The sequence below is a fragment of the Affinundibacterium flavidum genome (genome assembly GCF_014284175.1).
Lineage (GTDB): Bacteria > Pseudomonadota > Gammaproteobacteria > Burkholderiales > Burkholderiaceae_D > Undibacterium > Undibacterium flavidum.
In genome coordinates this window covers 25,756-45,633 of the sequence record NZ_JACOGA010000027.1, presented here as the reverse complement: position 1 = coordinate 45,633, position 19,878 = coordinate 25,756, and the positions used below count along the sequence as shown (strand labels likewise).

Here is a 19,878-nt window from a genome sequence, read left to right as displayed (position 1 = left end):
TCTACCTGATCAACCACTGACAATTTAAAGGCTAAGGTGTAATCTCTTTGACTCCTGCGTTCTGTCGATTTCATTGACGTTCCTTTCCATTACGAAGAAAACTGTCAATCTATTTCAGGACGGGTCACGGTAATTGAACAAAGCTGCATTACGCTTCGCAATGCTTTTGTTCTAATTTTTCCAAGACCCGGAAACATAACCACACGCCGGCCACGCCAAAAAAGATCACGCCTAAACCATACCCAGCAATCACGCCGCGTGCACCGAACCATTGCCCGCCCAACCAAACAAAGGGAATGACACCGATGGTCGAACGTCCCCAGTTGAGCATGGTGGAATATAAGGGATAGCCGAGATTATTAAAGGCTGCATTCGCCACAAACAGGCTACCGTTAAACAGAAAACTGCCGGCGACGAAGATGCAGAAAAATACGATCACATCCGCTGCGATACCTTGTGCGCCAAACGCCCGTGCGATCAAGTGGCTGGAAATTGCCAGCAAAAACCAAACGATCAGCACATAAAATAAAGTCAGCTTCAAGCTATCGCGCATCGTTGAGCGCAGGCGGTCAAATCGCTTCGCACCAAGATTTTGTCCTAGGATAGGGCCAATCGCGCCCGATAGCGCAAATAATCCAGCAAATGCCATCGGGATCAAACGCGAAACCACCGCCCAACCAGCCACTGCCTGATCGCCATACTTGGCGATGAAAGAAGTGACCGCGGCATTTCCGACAGGGGTGGCGATATTCGTTAAGATAGCTGGAATACCAATCGTGCCAAAAGCTTGCATGCCACGTTGAAAAACTTGTTTACATGGGGCGAGATAGAAATGATGAATCCGCAGTACGCTATACGTACCGATACCGCATAAGACTGCACGTGCGCAGACATTGGCGTATGCCGCTCCATCCAATCCCCACTGAAATACAAAAATAAATAAGGGATCTAAAATGGCGGTGGCAATTGCCGCACCTAAAGTGACAAACATCGCCCGCTTACCATCTCCCAAAGCGCGCAATATGGAGCTAAGCCCCATCCCCAAGCTAATCAAAGGAATCGATGGCAATACGAATTGGCAAAACCGTTTCGCCAGACTGGCTGTTTCTGCTTGCGCACCCAGCAGGCTGAGTAAGCCATCAAGTAGCGGATAAGTCACCAATGTGAGCACCAGACTGATGCCACTGATTAATATCAAAGAAGTCGCAGCGAGTTGCTTACTCAGATTGATATCGCCACTGCCGATTGCTCTTGATACGGTCGCTGTGGTGGCGATCGATAAGCCAATCGCAATCGACGTGTGAAAAAATAATAAGGTACTGGCATAACCAATGGCCGCCGCTAGTTCGGGTTTGCCTAACTGCGAGATATACAGCAGGTTTAATACGTCTACTAAGAAAACGGCAATCAAACCGATGGAGCCGGTCGCTGTCATATTGATGACATGTCGCATGGTCGAGCCATGGACAAATTTGCCTTGAATTGTGTGAGTACCAGTCATGAATCAATCTGCCTAAAACATCTGAACAAACGGCAGTGTAGCGGATTAATCCAAATTTGTTGCACGAACTGGCGGAATCACACCTACTTTGCGTCCCCGCTGTAGTGCTTGATTGATGCGCTCTAGCAAGCGTTGATTATCAGAATTGATACGCATTGCGAAATGATTGCTAACGATGGATATGGGGCGGGGCAGTACGCAAAACGGTTGCGAAGTGTCAGTATCGTTTGGCAATTTTTGTGACGCATAGTTACGGTTGATCTGGGCTTGCATATCCTGGTAGCTACTAGTGATCCCGTACCAAACCAATGCATCCATGCGTTTTGCCATTAATTTTTGTAGGCGTGAAATCCCCGCGCCCGTGTCATTTTCAATTTTGAATAGCGTATTCATTTGTGCATCGAATTCTTCGCCAGCACTGGTGCCAAGCACGACGCCGATCAATTTACCTTTGAGATCATTCAAACTATCAAACTTAAATTTGGCATCGCAGCGCGTAATTAACCAATTACCATTGGCATTAATGGGGTCAGAAAATATAAACTTTTTCTTACGTTCTGTCGTGATAGACATACCCATCAATACGATGTCGCTGGCGAGTGCATTGTCCATGGCGCGTTTCCACGGTACCCGTTTGACGTCAAATTGCAGATTCAAATCTTTTGCAATGTAGCGTAGCAATTCGAGATTTGGTTTTGCCAAAGGCACGGGCTTCCCATCGCGATCAAATTCTTCTATGGTCTGGAGATAGACGGTCTCCTGCGCTGCAGCATTATTGATAGACAGACCGAAAATCGTCGCGGCAATGACTACACGGTAGAGTGATATGCCGAATTGCCAGAGAGGAGACTGTGAACGCATAGGAATGTAAGTTGAGAACCACTTAACTGTTTTTGCCAGTTTCTCAAGCGATCTTTCTTATCAAAAATTCTTGTTGAATTTCTTGGTTGAGCTTGACGCTAAGCCGCGTCAATCTAAGTCATGCGTACAAGCTCAGTTTCTGAATCGATTGTAGCAAAGGCGTTTGCAGAAAACTGAGTTTTTCTTCTTCTCCAGCAAGTTTGCCTACAGATACTTCATATTTCACGACAATCTGTTGTTTCGTTCGCTGTCAAAATGACCCGAAGTTTGGAAAGATTCCGCCGATTTCGGGATAGATAGTTTTTGCTTTTAATTTCGGAATATAGTGGCAACTATTTTATATTTTTCAGTGTCAAAACATTGCCCCATATTTCACTCAGCGGTTCATTAAGGACAATCTATGCCAGCTTTACCGTCTCGCTTCACTCTTAATTTAATTACGTCTAGCCTGGTCTTCGCGACGGCGACCTCATTCACCGTGTCACTGGCGCATGCACAAAATAGTCCAACTGCGGCGAGCGCGGGTGTTTCGGCGAATGCCGGATTCGCTCAACATACGGCGGGCATGAAGAAGCAAAGTGGCTTGTTTGAGTTATGGACTCAGCCTGAACAAGCAAAAATTTTGATGGCGGTGCCCGAGTTAAACAAGGCATTTTTGCTAGTCAGTTCTCTACCATTTGCTTTGGGGTCGAATGATATTGGTTTAGATCGTGGTCAGGTCGGTAGTAGTAAATTGGTGCATTTTGAACGGCATGGTAAGCGTCTATTTTTGATGCAGGAAAATACCCACTTTGTCGCGGATTCGGTCAATGCGGATGAACGTGCATCGGTACGTGAGGCTTTTGCTGGCGCAGTGTTGTGGGCGGGCGATATTTTGGCGAGTGAAGATGGGCGTCACCTCGTGGATTTTTCTTCTTTTTTGCTTGCTGATCGGCATGGCGTTGTGGATAGTTTAACGCGTAGCCGTCAGGGTAATTATGCGGTGGATGACAAACGCAGCACGGTTTTGAGTCAACAAGCGAAAAGCTTTCCGGATAATACGGAATTGGAAGCGCTGCTGACTTTTGCTGGCAGTGGTGAAGGCCAATACGTGCGTCAAGTGGCAGCCGATGCCAAGAGTTTGCGCATACATCAGCACATCAGTTTGATACGTCTGCCAGAAGGCTATACAGCGCGCAGCTATCATCCGGGTTCGGGCGGCATCGACAGCGAGCGCATGGACTTTGCTACACCACTAGCCGATAGCATCAATGTGCAGTGGCAGTTGCGACACCGTTTAGAAAAAACTGATCCGTCAGCAGCAATCAGCCCGGTCAAGAAACCTATTGTGTATTACCTCGATCGTGGTGCCCCAGAACCGGTGCGTTCTGCATTGCTGGATGGCGCGCGGTGGTGGAGTAGTGCATTCAAAAAAGCAGGTTTTAAAGACGCCTACAGAGTCGAGTTATTGCCCGAGGGTGTCGACCCTATGGACATCCGTTACAACACCATTATGTGGGTGCATCGCGCTACGCGTGGCTGGTCTTACGGCAATGCGGTTTCCGATCCACGCACGGGTGAAATTATTAAAGGCGCAGTGACGCTGGGATCGCAACGAGTACGCCAAGATATTTTGATTGCGGAGAGTTTGCTCGCGCCGTACGGCAAAGCCAGTAGCGCAGAAAAGAAAAACGCGGCAGAACAAATGGCCTTAGCGCGTTTGCGTCAATTAGCCGCCCATGAAGTCGGACACACCTTGGGTATTGCGCATAATTTTGCACCTAGCCGCCAGGGAAATGGTTCGGTGATGGATTATCCGCATCCTATCGTTAGCTTGAATTCTCAAGGTGAGCCAGAATTAAAGAATGCCTATGGTGTTGGGGTGGGACCGTGGGATGATTTTGTGATCAAGCATTTGTATGCAAATTTCCCTGGGCAAGATGAAGCACAGGCTTTGGCTAAACTACGACAAGAAGCGAAAGCAGCAGGTCTGCAATATGTCGCCGACAGTGATTCGCGCTCGTCGGGTGCTGCGCATCCCAATGGTTTGCTATGGGATTTTGGTGCAGATTCGATTAAGACCTATGATCAATTAATGCAAGTGCGTCAACGTGCATTAACGAATTTCTCAACCGCCGTGTTGCCGCCTCAGCGTCAATTAGGCGAATTAGAGGCGCGTCTGGTGCCCGTGTATTTGCTGCATCGTTATCAGTTAGAAGCAGTGGCTCGTTTGATTGCGGGTGCTGACTATGAATACGGTTTAGCGGGCGATGCCAATGCAGGCAGAGTGCAAGCCGGCAGCAAGCCGGTTGCAGCTAGTGTGCAGCGTCAGGCATTGCAGAAAATGACTAGTAGTCTGCGTGCAGAGAATCTCGCTCTGCCGCAAAACGTCTTAGATATTTTGACGCCGCCATCGGAGGGCTATAGCCGTACACCAGAATATTTTTCTGGACGGATGAATGTGATTTTTGATGCGCTGTCGGCAGTAGAAGCGGGTGCTGCGCAAAGTAGTTTATTTTTATTTGATGCCGCGCGCTTTAATCGTCTGGCTTGGCAACATGCACGTGATACCCAACAGTTAGGCGTACAAGAAAGCTTGCAGATGGTGTTTGATCAAACCTGGAAACGTGACGCCATTCCGGCTTCCATCGTGGCTGGTGAAGCGGTACAGTTAGCCGCCAATTGGGTAGTGCTTGATGCCGTATTAAATCTGATCGATAGCGGTCGTTTGCATCCGCAAGTGCAGGCGGAAGTGCGTCAGAGCGTCCATGAACTTGCAGTATGGCTGCAAAAAAATCCGGGTAAAGGCAGTAATGCCAGCAGTCGTCGCCAGGCTGCAGAATTTGTCTTGTCGTATCTGCGTGAGCCGGGTAGCGTGAAGTTGCGTGCCTTGCCAGCGATACCACCGGGTGCGCCGATATAGTTGGATCAGGGGACAATCTGAAGGAGATTTGGCTATCGCGAAAATTCAGGCGTAGAATGGAATGAATAGTTCTAAACTTGTCTGGGAGCTCAAATGTCTGTGATACAGTTGGTATATGCCAGTCGTTTAGTCGGCGATGAATCGGTGTTGACGTCTATTCATAGTCATGCTGTCAGAAACAATACCGCACATATGATTACCGGGCATTTGTTGTATGCGAATGGCCGGTTTCTGCAAGTGTTGGAAGGCGAACCCAAACAAGTTCACCAAACATTTGAACACATCAAACACGATAACCGTCACCAGCACGTGACTTTATTGTTAGAGCAAACAATAGAGGAACGTGCGTTCATGCACTGGAATATGGGGTTTCGTCATCTGAGCGCCGATGAGCTGGATCAAATGCCAGCCTACAAGGCGTATTTTCAGGATGACTTTAGTGCCTTTAAAATTCAGCCGCAGATTGCTTTGGAAATTTTGCGCCATTCTTGCCGCTGAGTTTCGCTTAGCCCACACTATTTGTTCTGGATAAGTGCGATGTACGATTTTATTTTGAGAGATCGCTCGTGCAAACTGTCTTGCGCTTGCCATTTAGATAAATTCTCTTGTGCATTTTAGAGAATCTCACCTAGCTAAATCGTCGCCATTTTTAGTCAGCTTGTGTATTCTTGTCCGATCTTGCTATTTGTCTTGCTTTTTGAATAGGGTCGTATATGTCTAACGCACATTTTCCACACTTGCTGGAACCTCTGGATTTAGGTTTCACCCAATTGCGCAATCGCGTCATGATGGGATCCATGCATACAGGTCTGGAAGACCGCTTTTATCAATATGGCAAACTGGCAGAATATTTTAGAGAACGCGCACGTGGTGGCGTAGGCTTGATCGTCACTGGCGGGATTTCACCAAATCGTCGCGGCTGGCTGTTACCTTTTGGTGGCACGATGAATAGCCTCGGCGATATTTTTAATCACCGCAAAGTGACGCGCGCTGTGCATGAAGAAGGCGGCAAGATCGTAATGCAGATCCTGCATTCTGGGCGTTATGGTTATCAGCCCTTCATCGTTTCGGCTTCCGACAAAAAAGCACCGATTTCCAAATTCAAACCGAAAGCATTGACTGAAGCGGGCATAGAAAGCACGATACGTGACTATGTGCGTTGCGCGAAGTTGGCACAAAAATCTGGTTATGACGGCGTTGAAATTATGGGTAGCGAAGGCTACTTATTAAATCAATTTTTGTGCGTGCGGACGAATCATCGCACAGACCGTTGGGGTGGATCTATAGAAAATCGTATGCGCTTGCCGGTGGAAATCGTCCGTCGTGTACGAGCTGCAGTCGGGGCGAATTTTATTATCATGTATCGTCATTCGATTTTAGATTTGGTCGAAGGCGGGAATAGCTGGGACGAAGTGGTCGCGGTTGCACAGGCTTTGGAAAAAGCGGGCGTGACGATTTTTAATACCGGCATAGGCTGGCATGAAGCAAGGGTGCCGACGATAGTCACCTCGGTGCCGCGGGCGGCATTTGCAGCTGTTTCTGGGCGCTTAAAAGAAGCGGTGTCTATTCCCGTTGTCGCATCGAACCGGATCAATATGCCTGCGCAGGCAGAAGACCTGATCGCCAATGGTGTCGCCGATATGGTCTCGATGGCACGTCCGTTCTTGGCGGACCCTGAATTTGTGAAGAAAGCTGCCGAAGGTCGGGTTGATGAAATCAATACCTGTATCGCTTGTAATCAAGCTTGTCTCGATCATACTTTCTCCAATCAACGCGCCAGTTGCTTGGTGAATCCACGTGCTGCGCATGAGACTGAGTTGCAGTATCTGAAAAAGACCGTCGCGAAGCGTGTCGCCGTGGTGGGAGCAGGACCAGCGGGATTATCTGCTGCTACAGTGGCAGCAGCTTGTGGACACGATGTCAGCTTGTTTGATAGTGCTGACAGTGTTGGTGGACAATTCAAGATTGCGATGCAAGTCCCGGGCAAAGAAGAGTTTAAAGAAACCCTGCGTTACTTCAGCAAACGTTTGGAAATCACCGGGGTCAAACTGCATTTGGGCAAGCGCGTAACGCGGGAAGAATTGCTAGCACAGGGCTTTGATCATATTATTGTCGCGACTGGCATCACGCCACGCACGCCGAAAATTGAAGGCATCGATCATCCGAAAGTGATGTCCTACCTTGACGTGCTCCTACACAAAAAAGCGGTCGGAAAAAAAGTGGCGATTGTTGGTGCCGGTGGTATTGGTTTTGATGTGGCGGAGTATTTGTTACACGACGCCAATACACCATTACCGATACCGCTAGAGACTTGGCTAGGCGAGTGGGGTATTGATCTGCAAGCGAAACAACATGGTGGTTTGGTGCAGCCAATTGCACCGCATCCAATTCGCGATATCTACTTATTGCAACGCAAAGCCAGCAAGGTCGGTGCAGGCTTGGGTAAAACTTCTGGCTGGGTACATCGTGCGACTCTTCAGCGCAACAAAGTCAAGATGATGGCGGGAGTTGAATATCATAAAGTTGATGATCAGGGTTTGCATATCAGCATAGGCGGACAAGCGCAGATACTTGACGTGGATCATGTGATTTTGTGTGCAGGTCAAGAGTCCTTGACGGAATTGATGCCGACCCAAGAGAGTGCATCAGGCCCACGTTTTCATAAGGTAGGCGGCGCTGCTTTAGCGTCCGAATTAGATGCTAAGCGGGCGATTAAAGAAGGTGCCGAATTAGCTGCGTCTTTGTGAGGCGTGAAGTCAGGTTCGCAGTCAGCTTTTAAAAACAAAAAAGCCAGTCAATCGACTGGCTTTTTTGCACTCCTGAATCAGAAATTATTTTGCAGAAGCTTCCGCGGATGCTGAAGCAGATGCTTTGACTTCTGGTTCTTTAAATTTCGCACCACCGGCATTGGCCATGTGCACTACTGCGCGCGCAACTTCGATGTTGTCGAGGTCAGGATTGCCACCTTTAGCTGGCATCGCACGTAAACCTTCGACCGCATGTTTCACGACAGTGTCATAGCCTTGTGCAATACGTGGACCCCAAGCACCTGCATCACCAAATTTCGGTGCACCTGCTGCGCCAGTGCCATGACAAGCTGCACAAGCTGCTTTATACACGGCTTCGCCAGTTTGCAAGACTTTAGGACCATTTGCATCGACAAATGTAAAGCCTTCGTTTGCTACTGGGCTGATACGTGCTGCAATCGCTTCTGGCGTTTGGCTATTAGAGCCAGCGCCAACTGAGTTGCTGCTGGAAACAAATTTAACCAACAACACAATAATCAAAATAGGGACGATAAATCCGGCAAGAACGGCAACGATCAGTTGCTTAGGCGTCTTAATCGATGATTCGTGTTCGTCGTGGGCGTCGCTCATGGTTTCCTCAATGCAAAAATAATGTGAAGTTTGCTAGCCACGTATTAGGTTTGGCTTGGCGTAAAACATCAGATTATAGAGCTAAAGCGTGTGTTTTGGAATGAAAAATAGGCGTTCGCGTGGCTAGTGACCAGGTAAATATCCAAGAAATCAACAAAATTGCCAAGAATTGCTAAAGAGCTTGCACATAATTTGCGGTAGAATACGCGCCTCTTTTTGTATTTCTCATAGCGCCAGTAGCTCAGATGGATAGAGTACAGCCCTCCGAAGGCTGGGGTCGCACGTTCGAATCGTGTCTGGCGCACCAAATCTCAATTAGCTTGTGATGTCGTTATTTAGTTCTGGCGACACTTACTTCACCTGCAGTTTCATTTCTCTAACTCAATTGTGCTTAGGCCACCTGGGCTGATGACACGATGATGTTGCCAATATTTTACGGAAATTTGATATGAATGGTGAGCAATTTCACTAATGGCCGCGAATCATATTTTGGATGAAATACAAATTGATACTTCTGTGAAAATTTCCATAAATAAATTAAATTTTTCGCCAATTGCACCGATAAGTACTATACGGGTTAATCCGCTTGGGTCAATTCTTTTAATGATGACGAGTAGCAAACCAGATAGGTATTGGTGAATGAAATGAGTATCAATCAAGTTACCGCGGCTGTTTCACGTATCACGAATGTGACTAGTGCCGCTGCGCCTACCGATGCGCGCGTTGTGATTCGAGAGAATTTAAGCGTGGAAAAAGTGCATCAAGCGGATGCCGGTCATCAAGCTGGAGATGCGGTCAGTGATGCGGATTTGAAAAAATCGGTGGAAGCGATTAATCGGTTTTTCAACGAAAACAATAGCGTCAATTTAAACGTCGATCAGGAATCTGGCAGAGTAGTAGTGCGTATCGTTGATAGAGAAACCAATGAATTGATTCGTCAAATTCCCAACCAAGAAGTATTAGAGTTGGCAAAATCATTAGATCAAAAGAACGGTATGCTTTTGAATGAACATGCCTGAGTGTAGTCTCAGTACACGTGAAATCTAATAACATCTGGCTTGGATTGTGAAGCGCGAATTGTCGCAGTCTAAGTTGAGATGCTCAGCACACATGCTCGTTATTATCACAATCGGTGCTTAAATAAGTGCCATCAAAATTTGATCCGATCATCAAAGCACGGCAAAAATCCAAAATAGTTGTTATCCTTCGTTACTCTTCCAAATTACCCTTAGAAAATAGCCAGACTAGATAGCTGTTGATTGCTTGTCTGCCGTATTTCTATTCTTAGCATCCACTTAGTATTCAATTAATCATGACCGAAATTTCCCGTAGCCTAGACCCACAAGATTGGAGTGATTTACGCGCCAATGGACATCGTATGCTCGATGATATGTTGGACTACATAGAACATATTCGCGAACGTCCAGTTTGGCAAAACATTCCAGATCAGGTGCGTGGAAAATTTCAACAAGCTTTGCCGCAACAAGCAAGCGATCTGGCTGAGGTACATCAACGCTTCATGCAAGAAGTTTTGCCCTATGCCGTTGGTAATTCTCATCCGGGTTTTATGGGCTGGGTGCAAGGTGGTGGCACCCCGGTCGGCATGTTGGCAGAAATGCTGGCGGCTGGCTTAAATGCGAATCTTGGCGGACGCGATCAAATGCCTATAGAAGTAGAAAAACAAGTGACGCAATGGATGCGTGAATTGTTTCAATTTCCTGACAGCGCTAGCGGTTTATTTGTGACTGGGACTTCGATTGCGAATTTTATTGCCGTGCTGGTAGCGCGTACCAAAGCCTTAGGTCTTGCGAGTCGTCGACAGGGGCTTGCTGCTAGTCCGCAGCGCTTGGTGGCATATGCTTCGATAGGTGCGCATGCCTGCGTATCACAAGCGATAGATATGGCGGGTATAGGAATAGACGCTCTGCGTTTGATTCCGGTGAATGCGGCTTTTGAGATGGATATTGCGCAGCTGGAAGCGGCCATTGCGGCAGATCGCGTCGCTGGTTACACGCCGTTTCTGATTGCGGGTACCGCTGGTACTGTCGATGTCGGCGCGATTGATGATTTGGACGCAATTGCGAATGTAGCGCAGGCACAAGGACTTTGGTTTCACATTGATGGTGCCTATGGCGCATTAGCGATGTTGTCGGCCGAGATTGCACCGCGTTTGAAAGGCATAGAGCGCGCAGATTCTATCGCTTTCGATTTTCATAAATGGGCACAAGTCCAATATGATGCCGGCTATATTTTGGTGCGCGACGGGCAATGGCACTTCGATACCTTTGCAACACCCACCAGTTATTTAAAACGAGAAACCCGTGGCATCGCAGCTGGAGAGCGTTGGCCTTGTGATTTTGGTCCAGATTTATCGCGTGGTTTTCGCGCTTTGAAAGCTTGGTTCACAATACAAGTGTACGGCGTAGAACAACTGGGTAAGATGATAGAACATACTTGCGAACTTGCGCAGTATCTTCAACAACGCATACAGCAGGAAGCCGCTTTGGAATTATTAGCGCCGGTGAACTTGAATATTGTTTGTTTCCGCTATCGTGCGAATCAGCAAAGTGATGCGGATGATCTCAATCGCGATATTGTTTTTGAATTGCATGAATCAGGGATTGCGGCACCATCGACGACGAAAGTCAATGCGCAGTTAGCGATACGGGTAGCGTTGGTGAATCATCGCACTACGCGTGTTGATATCGATAAAATGATCGATGCTGTACTGCGATTTGGCGCTCAGTTGACGCAACAAAATCAATCATAAGTAGCGTATCGATTACAAACACATTTTGTGCCGGTTATTGACGATGCTTTTAAAACAGGGTGAGCTGCTCATCGCTGGGCTTGTCGCTGACGCTGATCCCCAAACCGATCAAGCGCACGGGGCGCTTGCGACGCTGGTAGCCGATCTGTAACAGATCGGCAAAAACTTGTTGATCAAGTTGACTGGCGCGACATTCGACCGTGGTTTGTTTGAAGTCATTGAAACGAATTTTGATATTCAATTTATTGATTTGTGATGTTTTACCAGTGCGCGCGACTTGTTTTTCCAGTTCGGCATAGAGCACTGGTAGCTCCGCGATGCAGTGCTCAAAATCGCGTAAGTCATGCGTATAGGTTTCTTCAACACTGATCGATTTACGCTCAGAACTGGCGACGACCGCGCGTTCGTCGATGCCACGGCAGAGTGAAAACAAACCCGCACCCAATTTTCCAAATTGCTGTAACAGATCTGGCAAGGACCAGTGTAATAAATCCGCACAAGTCTTAATGCCGAGTTGATGGAGCTTGGCTGCCGTGACTTTGCCGACACCAAACAATCTATCGACTTCTAACTGCGCCACAAAACCTTCCACTTGCTCAGGCAAGATCACATATAGTCCATCTGGTTTGTTCCAGTCACTGGCAATTTTGGCGAGAAATTTATTCGGAGCGACACCCGCCGAGACCGTGATGCCGACATCTTGAAAGATACTATGTCGTATTTCTTGCGCGATTCTGGTCGCACTGCCTTGCAATTGCGGCGTCAGGCTGACATCCAGATAGGCCTCATCCAAGGATAAGGGTTCAACCAAATCGGTATAGTCGCGATAAATGCTCAAGATCTGGCGTGACGCGACTCTATATTTGTCCATATTCGGACGCATGACGACTAAGTCTGGGCAACGCTTCAGGGCTTGCGAAGTTGGCATGGCAGAACGCACGCCAAATTTACGCGCAGCATAATTGCAAGTCGCAACCACGCCGCGCTGATCTGCTCTACCGCCAATGGCTAAAGGTACTTCGCGCAGACGCGGATCATCCCGCATCTCAACAGAGGCATAAAAGCAATCGCAATCACAATGGATGATTTTGCGTTGTACCGGTTTCATAGCGGAAATAGAAAATTCAAATACTGGTTATTTATCCAGTATTTTAACCGATGCTACAGCCCTCGCATATTCTTAGTATGCCTGGTATGCCAATTTAAACCGTCAACAGACCCTAGTACTTGTAACCAAAGCCAAACGTGATCAGGCTGCTAGTGCGTTTAAAGTTATTACTGGGTTTGCTGGTATAGCTGACAGCGGCGCTGGCATTGAGCGTCCAGCCATTCGCAACGACAGTCGCAAGGCCGATATCGAAGGTGCTTCGGGTACCGATGTCAGCGCTACCGGGATAAATAGACCAGCGTTGTTTGATGCTCGACGTGGCGCTCAACTTATGGGTAGACTCTTCACCGAGCAGCAATTCCACACCTTTCTTGCTACTCGGTGAGGGAGGAATAGTGGTACCAAATCGGGTGTCAGAATAGCCGATACCGGTAAACAGATCAAAAGAAGTTTCGTCGCTCTTAATCAGCTTAAAACCTGCACCAGCATTCAATGAATAGCGTGAATCGATGTTTTGAATCTTGTTGGTCTCCAATTCACTACCGCCAAAGAAGAAGCGTGACTCCGACAAGTTGTAGTCATAGCGACCACCCAGACGCAATAATTGTGCCGTGGTCGTTTTAATTTGATTCGCCGTGTTACTGCCATAGTTCATCACGGTGTAGACGCCTAATTTGTCTTCTTTGCTAGCTTTCACTGCATTCGCACTTAGATTGAATGTTTGCGCGATATTCGCGCTGGACGCGTAAGTGCCACCAACGGCCACACCGCCATGCCACAAACTATCCTGTAGTGTTTGTGCTTGCACCGAGCCGGCACCAATGCAGCCTACAAGGCTCATAGCGAAAAATGAAAGGGATAGACGAGATGTAGTGTGCGACATGAAAAAACTTCCTAAATTGAGGCGGTGTTGGTCCGCATTATGTTGGTCGGAATTATATAAGCGAACCTGAAGATTGAGGCGAGCGTCTTTCAGGCAAGATTTACTTAACGATGCTTGCGGTAGGCGAGTTGACATAAGTCGCACGCGAAAGTTCAGTAGTCAGCTTCCAGATTAGACTGGATGGTGAATTCGTCTTGTGTGTTCAGTGCAAAGAAAGAATGAAATAGCATTTAGTCTTAGCGACACTTAGACTTTTCTGTTTTACAATGTACCAACAGCTTCTATGTGGACCGCATAGAGATTCATCGTGAGAATTTAAAAAGAAAAGTGGTGATGCGATGTTGGAATATTTAAAGATTCTTTTGAGCCTGAGCTTACTGTGCTTAGGCGGTTGCGATCGCTTGGGATTACCTGATCCGGCAAAGGAAGCTGCGGCGCACGAAGCCGATGCACGAGCAACGGGTAGTGCCTGCCGTCATGCCGGGCGCGGAATTGAAGATTGCTATGCGCTCAATCCAGATGCTGCACGTGCTGCAGTGTATGCAGGCTGGAAGGAAATGAATGACTATATGCGTGAAAATAACATTGCCGAAGTTAAACCCAGTGTGAACGCCAGCAATTCTGCGGAAGCTTCCGCTGCCGCCTCGGCAGCATCTGAGCATGGCTCTGCTTCTGCAAGTGCCAGTGCAAAATAATATAAATCCAGGAGATAACATGCATCCAAATGCCCAACTGATTGAACAGTTTTATCAAGCGTTTCAAAAACTTGATGCGGCTGCGATGTGCGCTTGTTATACCGATGATATTCAGTTCTCAGATCCGGTATTTACCGACTTGCGTGGAAATGACGCGGGCGATATGTGGCGCATGTTAACTTCACGTGCCCAAGATTTTTCTTTGGTATTTGATCAGGTCGAAGCGAATGATACGGAAGGCAGTGCACATTGGGTTGCCAGCTACTGTTTTAGTCAGACTGGTCGCCATGTGGTGAATGACATCCACGCTAAATTTACATTCAGGGATGGAAAAATTTGTCGACATCGTGATCATTTCGACTTGTGGAAATGGAGTCGTCAGGCGATGGGGTGGAAAGGATATTTGCTCGGCCGTTTGCCCTTGGTGCAAAATAAGATTCGCCATCTGGCGGCCAAGAATTTACGGAAATTTTCTGAGAAAAAATAATTAGATAATTGCATGTGATCGTGATTTAGGTGTAGGGGGGAACAGTGGCAGTATTTCATCTCAACTCCTAAGTTGCCAGATCTACTAGTCTATTGCTGGCAGAGTGAACCAAAACAAGCTACCACGTCCAATTTCACTTTCAAAACCGATGGTGCCACCCATTTTTTCCACGAAGGATTTGGCGATACTTAGACCCAAGCCGGTGCCGCCTTGTTGTCGTGTATCTGAGCCATCTGCCTGTGCGAATCGTGTAAAAATGTGCTGTTGGAATTCAAGTGGAATACCGGCACCTTGATCTTCAATTTCAATTTTCCAATGCAGTGCCTCTCTGAGTAAACGTATTTTGACGACCGCGGCTTTGGGTGAAAATTTGGCAGCGTTTGACAGCAAATTGGCGAATACTTGCATTACACGTTCTGCATCGCCGCTCGCATTGGCTACTGTATTGGCTACGGCATTGGTAGCATGATTGCTGAGCAATTCGTAGCGGATGTTTAAGGCGTTGGCGTAGTTGGAATTTGCTTCAATCGCTTGTTGTGCGAGTGCATGTAAATCAAAAATTTCCGATTTGAATTCCATTTTTCCAGAGCTGATTTTCTCCATGTCGAGTAAGTCGTTCACCAGTTTTCCCAGACGTTGACTATTTCTATGCGCGATCTGAATCAGATGTTGAATTTTCGGCGATAAATTTCCAGCTGCACCATGTTCAAGTAAGCCCAACGCACCACGTATCGATGTCAGTGGTGTGCGCAGTTCGTGACTCACGACCGATAGGAATTCAGCCTTAACTTTGTCGGCTTTCTTCTGCGCCGTGAGGTCTAAGACAAACCCCACCCATTCAAAACTCGATCCTTCTAATTGTGCCAGACCTACCATCACGGGCACTTTGCTGCCATCGTGATTTTGTAGCTCTGCTTCAAATGGGTTGGTATGTCCGTGCTGTTGTAAACTCTGGAGAGCTGCTTGATGGGCTTCTATATACTTAGGTGAAGTGAGTTTCAACCAATCGACATGTTGACCGATTAATTCATCTCTTCGTACTCCTAATAGATTGAGGAAAACATCGTTGACCAATGTCAGGTGGCCGCTCATGTCGCCCTGGAATATGCCTATTAAACTAGAGTTGATTAAGCGACGCAGGCGCGACTCGCTGAGTTTAAGTGCTTCTAACATTAGTGACTTGTCGTGTACAGCTTGCTCCGCTAGACCTAGGGCATCGACTAAATCATTTTCAACTTTCTTGATTGCCGTAATGTCGCGCACACTGAAAACTCTGCCGACTAAGCGGTCACGTAAGAATTCTGGTTTGGATACACAGATGAAGTGGCGACCATCGATTAGGCTTAGGCTATTTTCGCTTTCCGCCTCGGGAAAGTCTTTTAGATGCGCGAGTACAGCAAAAAAATCATCAGAGTATTGCAGCTTACTCAGCACATGCTGCAACATCGAGCTTTCTTCACGAGCGACTATGAGTTCATCGCTCAAATCCCACATCGCCACAAAACGACGATTTAGATTGATGACTTTGCCATGTAGATCGACCGATAAAATTCCTTCTGCGGTAGCTTCGAGAGAGCTTTGTAGTTGTGAGGCAAGTTGGATTTGATCCTGCATCATGCGCCGACGACTGGTCAAATCTTCCGCGTGTATGATCCAATAAGCCCCGGTTTGATCATTGAAACCAGAGACCCGCTTTTCTATAGGGATGATGCGATTGTTCGCTGTTATCCACTCACTTTCGGCGACTCGGTCTCCATCAAGAGGAGGATTTAAGCTGAGGTCATCCCAAAAAAACAAATCTTGCAAGGCGCATTCTATGTTGCTGATATTTTCACCAATTAACTCGTCACGTGAACGGCCAAGTAATTCAGCACAGCGTTGATTGACCTCGATGATTGATAGGTCAGCAGCCAAGACGACCATAATAGCCCCGCTCGCATATTGCAGGAGATGATGCAACATGTGTTGATTAAGCATGGGGTGGGAATTAGTCATTCGTCGCGATCAATGTATTGTGAGTCTATTTGGCGCTTAAGGCGTGTTTTTGTTTTTATTCACCACGGGATTTTTGGTTTTTGAATCGATGTAGTAATTAACCCGTTTGCAAGGGTTGAGGTAATTAAATATTGCCTTAGGTAATACGCCTGGGCGAATGCTGGCACTAATAGATAGATCACTTCCTTCTTCGGCCAAATCCAGAATGATGGCATCTTCTTTGGGAATTTCAGCGTCATACACCAAGACCCGTGGCCGTAAAGGATTGCCGATATTGACATTCATGACTAAGCCAATGGCTTCATTAGATAAACGCACTATTGTGCCCGGCGGGTAGACACCTAAGCTCTTGATCATGGTTGCCATCACCGCAGGGTCGAATTGCGCACGACGGTGGGCATACATGGTTGACAGCGCTTCATGTGGTGTGAGTGAACGATTTGGATCGGTATGGTTGCATAAGTTATCGTACACATTGGCAATCGTGACGATACGCGTCGGCAGACGTATGCTGTCGCCTCTCAATTTTTGTGGGTAGCCGCTGCCGTCGATATGTTCATGATGATGCGCTATCACTTCAATTACTTTGGCTGATAGGCCTGCTTTCTTCCCGACATCAATGCCGTAGTAGGGGTGGAGCTCGTAAAAATGTTGCTCTGGTTTTGTTAGTGGCTCAGTCTTATTCAGAATTTTTTCTGGAACGTTGACTTTACCTAAATCATGAAACAGCGCGGCCATGCCAATTTCTTTAATTTCTGTCTTGCTGCATTTCATTTCATTCGCTAGCATCATTGCCAAGACCGACACATTCAATGCATGGAAATATAATTCTTCATTGGCATTACTTTGCTGAATCAAATGCATCACAGTGTCACTGGAATCGATAAACACCTCAGCGATATGATCGATCAGTTTTTCGGCTTCTTTTATGGTTGCTTCTGGTTGTGAAAAAATGGACTTATTGATGCTACGTACTACCGTAGCTGCATGCACAAATTTTTCTTCGCAACGCGCGAGTTCTTCTCTTTGTTTTGTCAGTTTTTCAAATCGTGCACGCTTCGCTTCGACGATACTATCAAATACTTTGCCTTTGGGTGCTGGACTAACGATGGCTTGGTCGACGCGATTCGCTGCATTGCTCGGCGTCATGTCTGACTTTGACGGGAAGTAACGGATATGCTTTATATTCAGTGCGAGTAAGTCATTGAGTTGTTGCTGATTCGTGATTTTGAAAGCATTCATCGAAAAAGAATGCTCGAACCAACTCAAGTCGAGTTTGATGAACATACCAATTTTGACTTGATCTATTGCAATCAATTTCGAGTCGTCGGACATGTCGCTATCATTCAGAGGGCATACTAAATAGAGTATCAATTGACGATAGCACAGGCATTTTTAGATTGCAAAAAAACCGTGTCGACCTGTGCATATCGTTTGCCTTAACTCAAAGAAAAGCTCTTGATCAAGGTGTGATCAAGGCTTGATTAAGGTTTGACTATTGGGATAGTTTTTCTTGTTTGGCCTTTTTAACCATATCTCGCACATCGGCCAGTAATTGTTTGGCATCATAAATGATGCCGTCTTTCACCGTGTATTTCACCCCGCCGACCTGATTGAGCTTGCCTGATTTATCCAAACGCATATGACCAGTACCATATAGCACTTTGAAGTTCGCCAGCGGGTTTTCATCCAAAATCGCCAGATCTGCTAATTTGCCGGGTTCTATCGTGCCTATACTTTGTTGTAATCCTAAGGCTTCTGCGCCCGATAAAGTGGCGGCTTTCATGACCTCTAGCGGATGGAAACCGGCTTCGCGTAAGAGTTCTAATTCTTCGATAGTACCGAAGCCATAGACTTTGTAAATGTATCCAGAATCAGAGCCGACGGTCACACGTCCACCACGGTTCTTGTAGTCATTCACGAAGCGCATCCACATCCTGTAGTTTTCTTTCCACGCGACTTCTTCTTCCGTACCCCAATCAAAAAAGAAGGAGCCATGCGAGTCAGGGTTGGCACTAAAGAACTTGCTCAAAGTCGGCAAGGTGTATTCGTCTTGCCAGTCGGCACGGCGTGCACGCATCAGATCGCGCGTTGCCTGATAAATGGTGAAGGTAGGATCGATGGTGAAATCGAGTTTTAATAATTCGTCCATCACGGCATTCCATTTGGCACTACCCGGTTTGGCAGCTTGCGCCCATAAACGACCTGCTTGCGCAAAGCGTTGTTGCTCGTTTTGGTAGTTGTAATCAGCTGGATAATTTTGCACGGTTTGTCCATCGAATAAAGCTTCGGGTAGCCCATACCAGTGCTCCATCGAAGTTAAGCCCCAACGCGCAGTATTTAATACGTTGACGCGAGCCACATCGATTTGCGCATGGTGACAAGCCGAGCGCATACCGACTTTTTTGGTTTCCTCTAAGGCTGCTTGCAAAATATCAGGACGGTAGCCAAAACATTTCAGGCCATCGGCGCCTTTTGCTTTCATTTCGCGTACCCACGCTCGCGCTTGTTCTGGGTCGGTGAATGGTTTGTTTTGCCCTTGTCCAAAAAATGGATAAGCAAGAATCCGCGGTGCCGTGATTTTATTTTCCGCACTGCGTTTTTTTTCGCTTAAGCAGAATTCTAGGCCGTTGCCGCAAGATGGATCACGTATTGTGGTGATGCCGTGTCCCATCCATAGTTTGTAAACATATTCGGCGGGCGTGCCTTGTTCGGCACCACCAATGTGACCGTGCATATCAACTATGCCTGGCATCACATAATGACCAGCGAGTTGTAGTTCTGTCCCACCTTCTTTGAGCTTTGGTCGGCCGCTGCGCACCGATGATGTCGGCGTACCAACGATTGCAACCTGCGTTATCTTATTGCCTTCAATCACAATGTCTGCCGGCCCAAATGCAGGGGCACCAGTACCATTAATTACAGTAACTTCACGTAAAATCAGCTGCGTATAAGGGCCTTGTCCGTCGTGTCGCGCTGGTGCTGGTGTGACTTTGAAGCTATGGTCGTCGGCAAGTACGGCGGTGCTACTCAGCAAGCATAAGGCAGCTAGTAGGTGTTTATAATTTTTATTCATCGTAGGATCTCCAGGATTTTTCTGAGGCGGCGTTGATGCGGCGCAGAAGTATGGAGTATCAAGCAGAAGTTTAGTTCCATCAAGAAATATAGGTGGGAGCACTATCTGGCTTTCCGGCTTGCAAGAACGATATGAGTAGTAGGTGAAATCCAGACGATAAGCTCACATGCTTCGCAAATTAGAGTAATATTTGAGACTTATTATTGTTTTTTTTGAGCTCGAC

15 protein-coding genes and 1 tRNA gene are annotated in these 19,878 nt (G+C 47.1%); 8 read left to right on the top strand and 8 right to left on the bottom strand.

Annotated features, from left to right (window positions below; translation table 11 throughout):
• Positions 1-148 precede the first annotated feature (148 nt).
• Together H8K55_RS20395 and H8K55_RS20390 are read right to left on the bottom strand one after the other, a co-directional pair.
• Entirely contained in the window at positions 149-1,501 is a 1,353-nt protein-coding gene (locus tag H8K55_RS20395) for an MATE family efflux transporter (protein ID WP_186943969.1), read from the bottom strand.
• 45 nt (positions 1,502-1,546) lie between these two features.
• Positions 1,547-2,362, bottom strand: coding sequence for a substrate-binding periplasmic protein (locus tag H8K55_RS20390; protein WP_186943967.1), 816 nt, complete (start codon positions 2,360-2,362; stop codon positions 1,547-1,549).
• 400 nt (positions 2,363-2,762) lie between these two features.
• Here H8K55_RS20390 and H8K55_RS20385 point away from each other — a divergent pair, with 400 nt between their 5' ends.
• The 3 genes from H8K55_RS20385 to H8K55_RS20375 all read left to right on the top strand — a co-directional run bounded on the left by H8K55_RS20385 (position 2,763) and on the right by H8K55_RS20375 (position 8,011).
• Positions 2,763-5,264 (top strand): zinc-dependent metalloprotease, encoded by a 2,502-nt coding sequence (locus H8K55_RS20385; RefSeq protein WP_186943965.1) that lies wholly within the window; start codon positions 2,763-2,765, stop codon positions 5,262-5,264.
• 93 nt (positions 5,265-5,357) lie between these two features.
• A complete protein-coding gene (locus H8K55_RS20380) occupies positions 5,358-5,762 on the top strand; it encodes a BLUF domain-containing protein (protein WP_186943964.1) in 405 nt (134 codons plus the stop codon).
• Positions 5,763-5,977: 215 nt separating this feature from the next.
• The gene (locus H8K55_RS20375; protein WP_186943962.1) at positions 5,978-8,011 is read left to right on the top strand and encodes an NADPH-dependent 2,4-dienoyl-CoA reductase; all 2,034 of its coding nucleotides are present in this window, start codon (positions 5,978-5,980) and stop codon (positions 8,009-8,011) included.
• A gap of 84 nt (positions 8,012-8,095) precedes the next feature.
• Here H8K55_RS20375 and H8K55_RS20370 read toward each other — a convergent pair whose 3' ends face one another.
• Positions 8,096-8,641 (bottom strand): c-type cytochrome, encoded by a 546-nt coding sequence (locus H8K55_RS20370; RefSeq protein WP_186943960.1) that lies wholly within the window; start codon positions 8,639-8,641, stop codon positions 8,096-8,098.
• 230 nt (positions 8,642-8,871) lie between these two features.
• Here H8K55_RS20370 and H8K55_RS20365 point away from each other — a divergent pair.
• The 3 genes from H8K55_RS20365 to H8K55_RS20355 all read left to right on the top strand — a co-directional run bounded on the left by H8K55_RS20365 (position 8,872) and on the right by H8K55_RS20355 (position 11,411).
• A tRNA-Arg gene (locus tag H8K55_RS20365) sits at positions 8,872-8,948 on the top strand.
• 337 nt (positions 8,949-9,285) lie between these two features.
• Positions 9,286-9,660 (top strand): flagellar protein FlaG, encoded by a 375-nt coding sequence (locus H8K55_RS20360; protein WP_186943958.1) that lies wholly within the window; start codon positions 9,286-9,288, stop codon positions 9,658-9,660.
• A 293-nt stretch (positions 9,661-9,953) separates the two neighbouring features.
• Positions 9,954-11,411, top strand: coding sequence for a pyridoxal phosphate-dependent decarboxylase family protein (locus H8K55_RS20355; protein ID WP_230408741.1), 1,458 nt, complete (start codon positions 9,954-9,956; stop codon positions 11,409-11,411).
• A gap of 49 nt (positions 11,412-11,460) precedes the next feature.
• Here H8K55_RS20355 and dinB read toward each other — a convergent pair whose 3' ends face one another.
• Entirely contained in the window at positions 11,461-12,519 is a 1,059-nt protein-coding gene (gene dinB, locus H8K55_RS20350; RefSeq protein ID WP_186943956.1) for a DNA polymerase IV, read from the bottom strand.
• Positions 12,520-12,631: 112 nt separating this feature from the next.
• Positions 12,632-13,402, bottom strand: a complete 771-nt coding sequence (locus tag H8K55_RS20345) for a DUF481 domain-containing protein (RefSeq protein ID WP_186943955.1) — start codon at positions 13,400-13,402, stop codon at positions 12,632-12,634.
• 338 nt (positions 13,403-13,740) lie between these two features.
• Between H8K55_RS20345 and H8K55_RS20340 the strand changes: the two genes are divergently transcribed.
• Together H8K55_RS20340 and H8K55_RS20335 are read left to right on the top strand one after the other, a co-directional pair.
• Positions 13,741-14,097 (top strand): hypothetical protein, encoded by a 357-nt coding sequence (locus H8K55_RS20340; protein WP_186943954.1) that lies wholly within the window; start codon positions 13,741-13,743, stop codon positions 14,095-14,097.
• A gap of 19 nt (positions 14,098-14,116) precedes the next feature.
• Complete coding sequence (locus H8K55_RS20335) at positions 14,117-14,584, top strand: nuclear transport factor 2 family protein (RefSeq protein WP_186943952.1); 468 nt, start codon at positions 14,117-14,119, stop codon at positions 14,582-14,584.
• A gap of 84 nt (positions 14,585-14,668) precedes the next feature.
• Here H8K55_RS20335 and H8K55_RS20330 read toward each other — a convergent pair whose 3' ends face one another.
• From H8K55_RS20330 to H8K55_RS20320, 3 genes are all read right to left on the bottom strand, one after another.
• Positions 14,669-16,546: an ATP-binding protein gene (locus tag H8K55_RS20330; RefSeq protein WP_186943950.1), complete on the bottom strand. Its 1,878-nt coding sequence runs from the start codon at positions 16,544-16,546 to the stop codon at positions 14,669-14,671.
• A 69-nt stretch (positions 16,547-16,615) separates the two neighbouring features.
• Positions 16,616-17,914: an HD-GYP domain-containing protein gene (locus tag H8K55_RS20325; protein WP_186943949.1), complete on the bottom strand. Its 1,299-nt coding sequence runs from the start codon at positions 17,912-17,914 to the stop codon at positions 16,616-16,618.
• Positions 17,915-18,074: 160 nt separating this feature from the next.
• Positions 18,075-19,655, bottom strand: a complete 1,581-nt coding sequence (locus H8K55_RS20320) for an amidohydrolase family protein (RefSeq protein ID WP_186943948.1) — start codon at positions 19,653-19,655, stop codon at positions 18,075-18,077.
• Between the last annotated feature and the right edge of the window lie 223 nt (positions 19,656-19,878).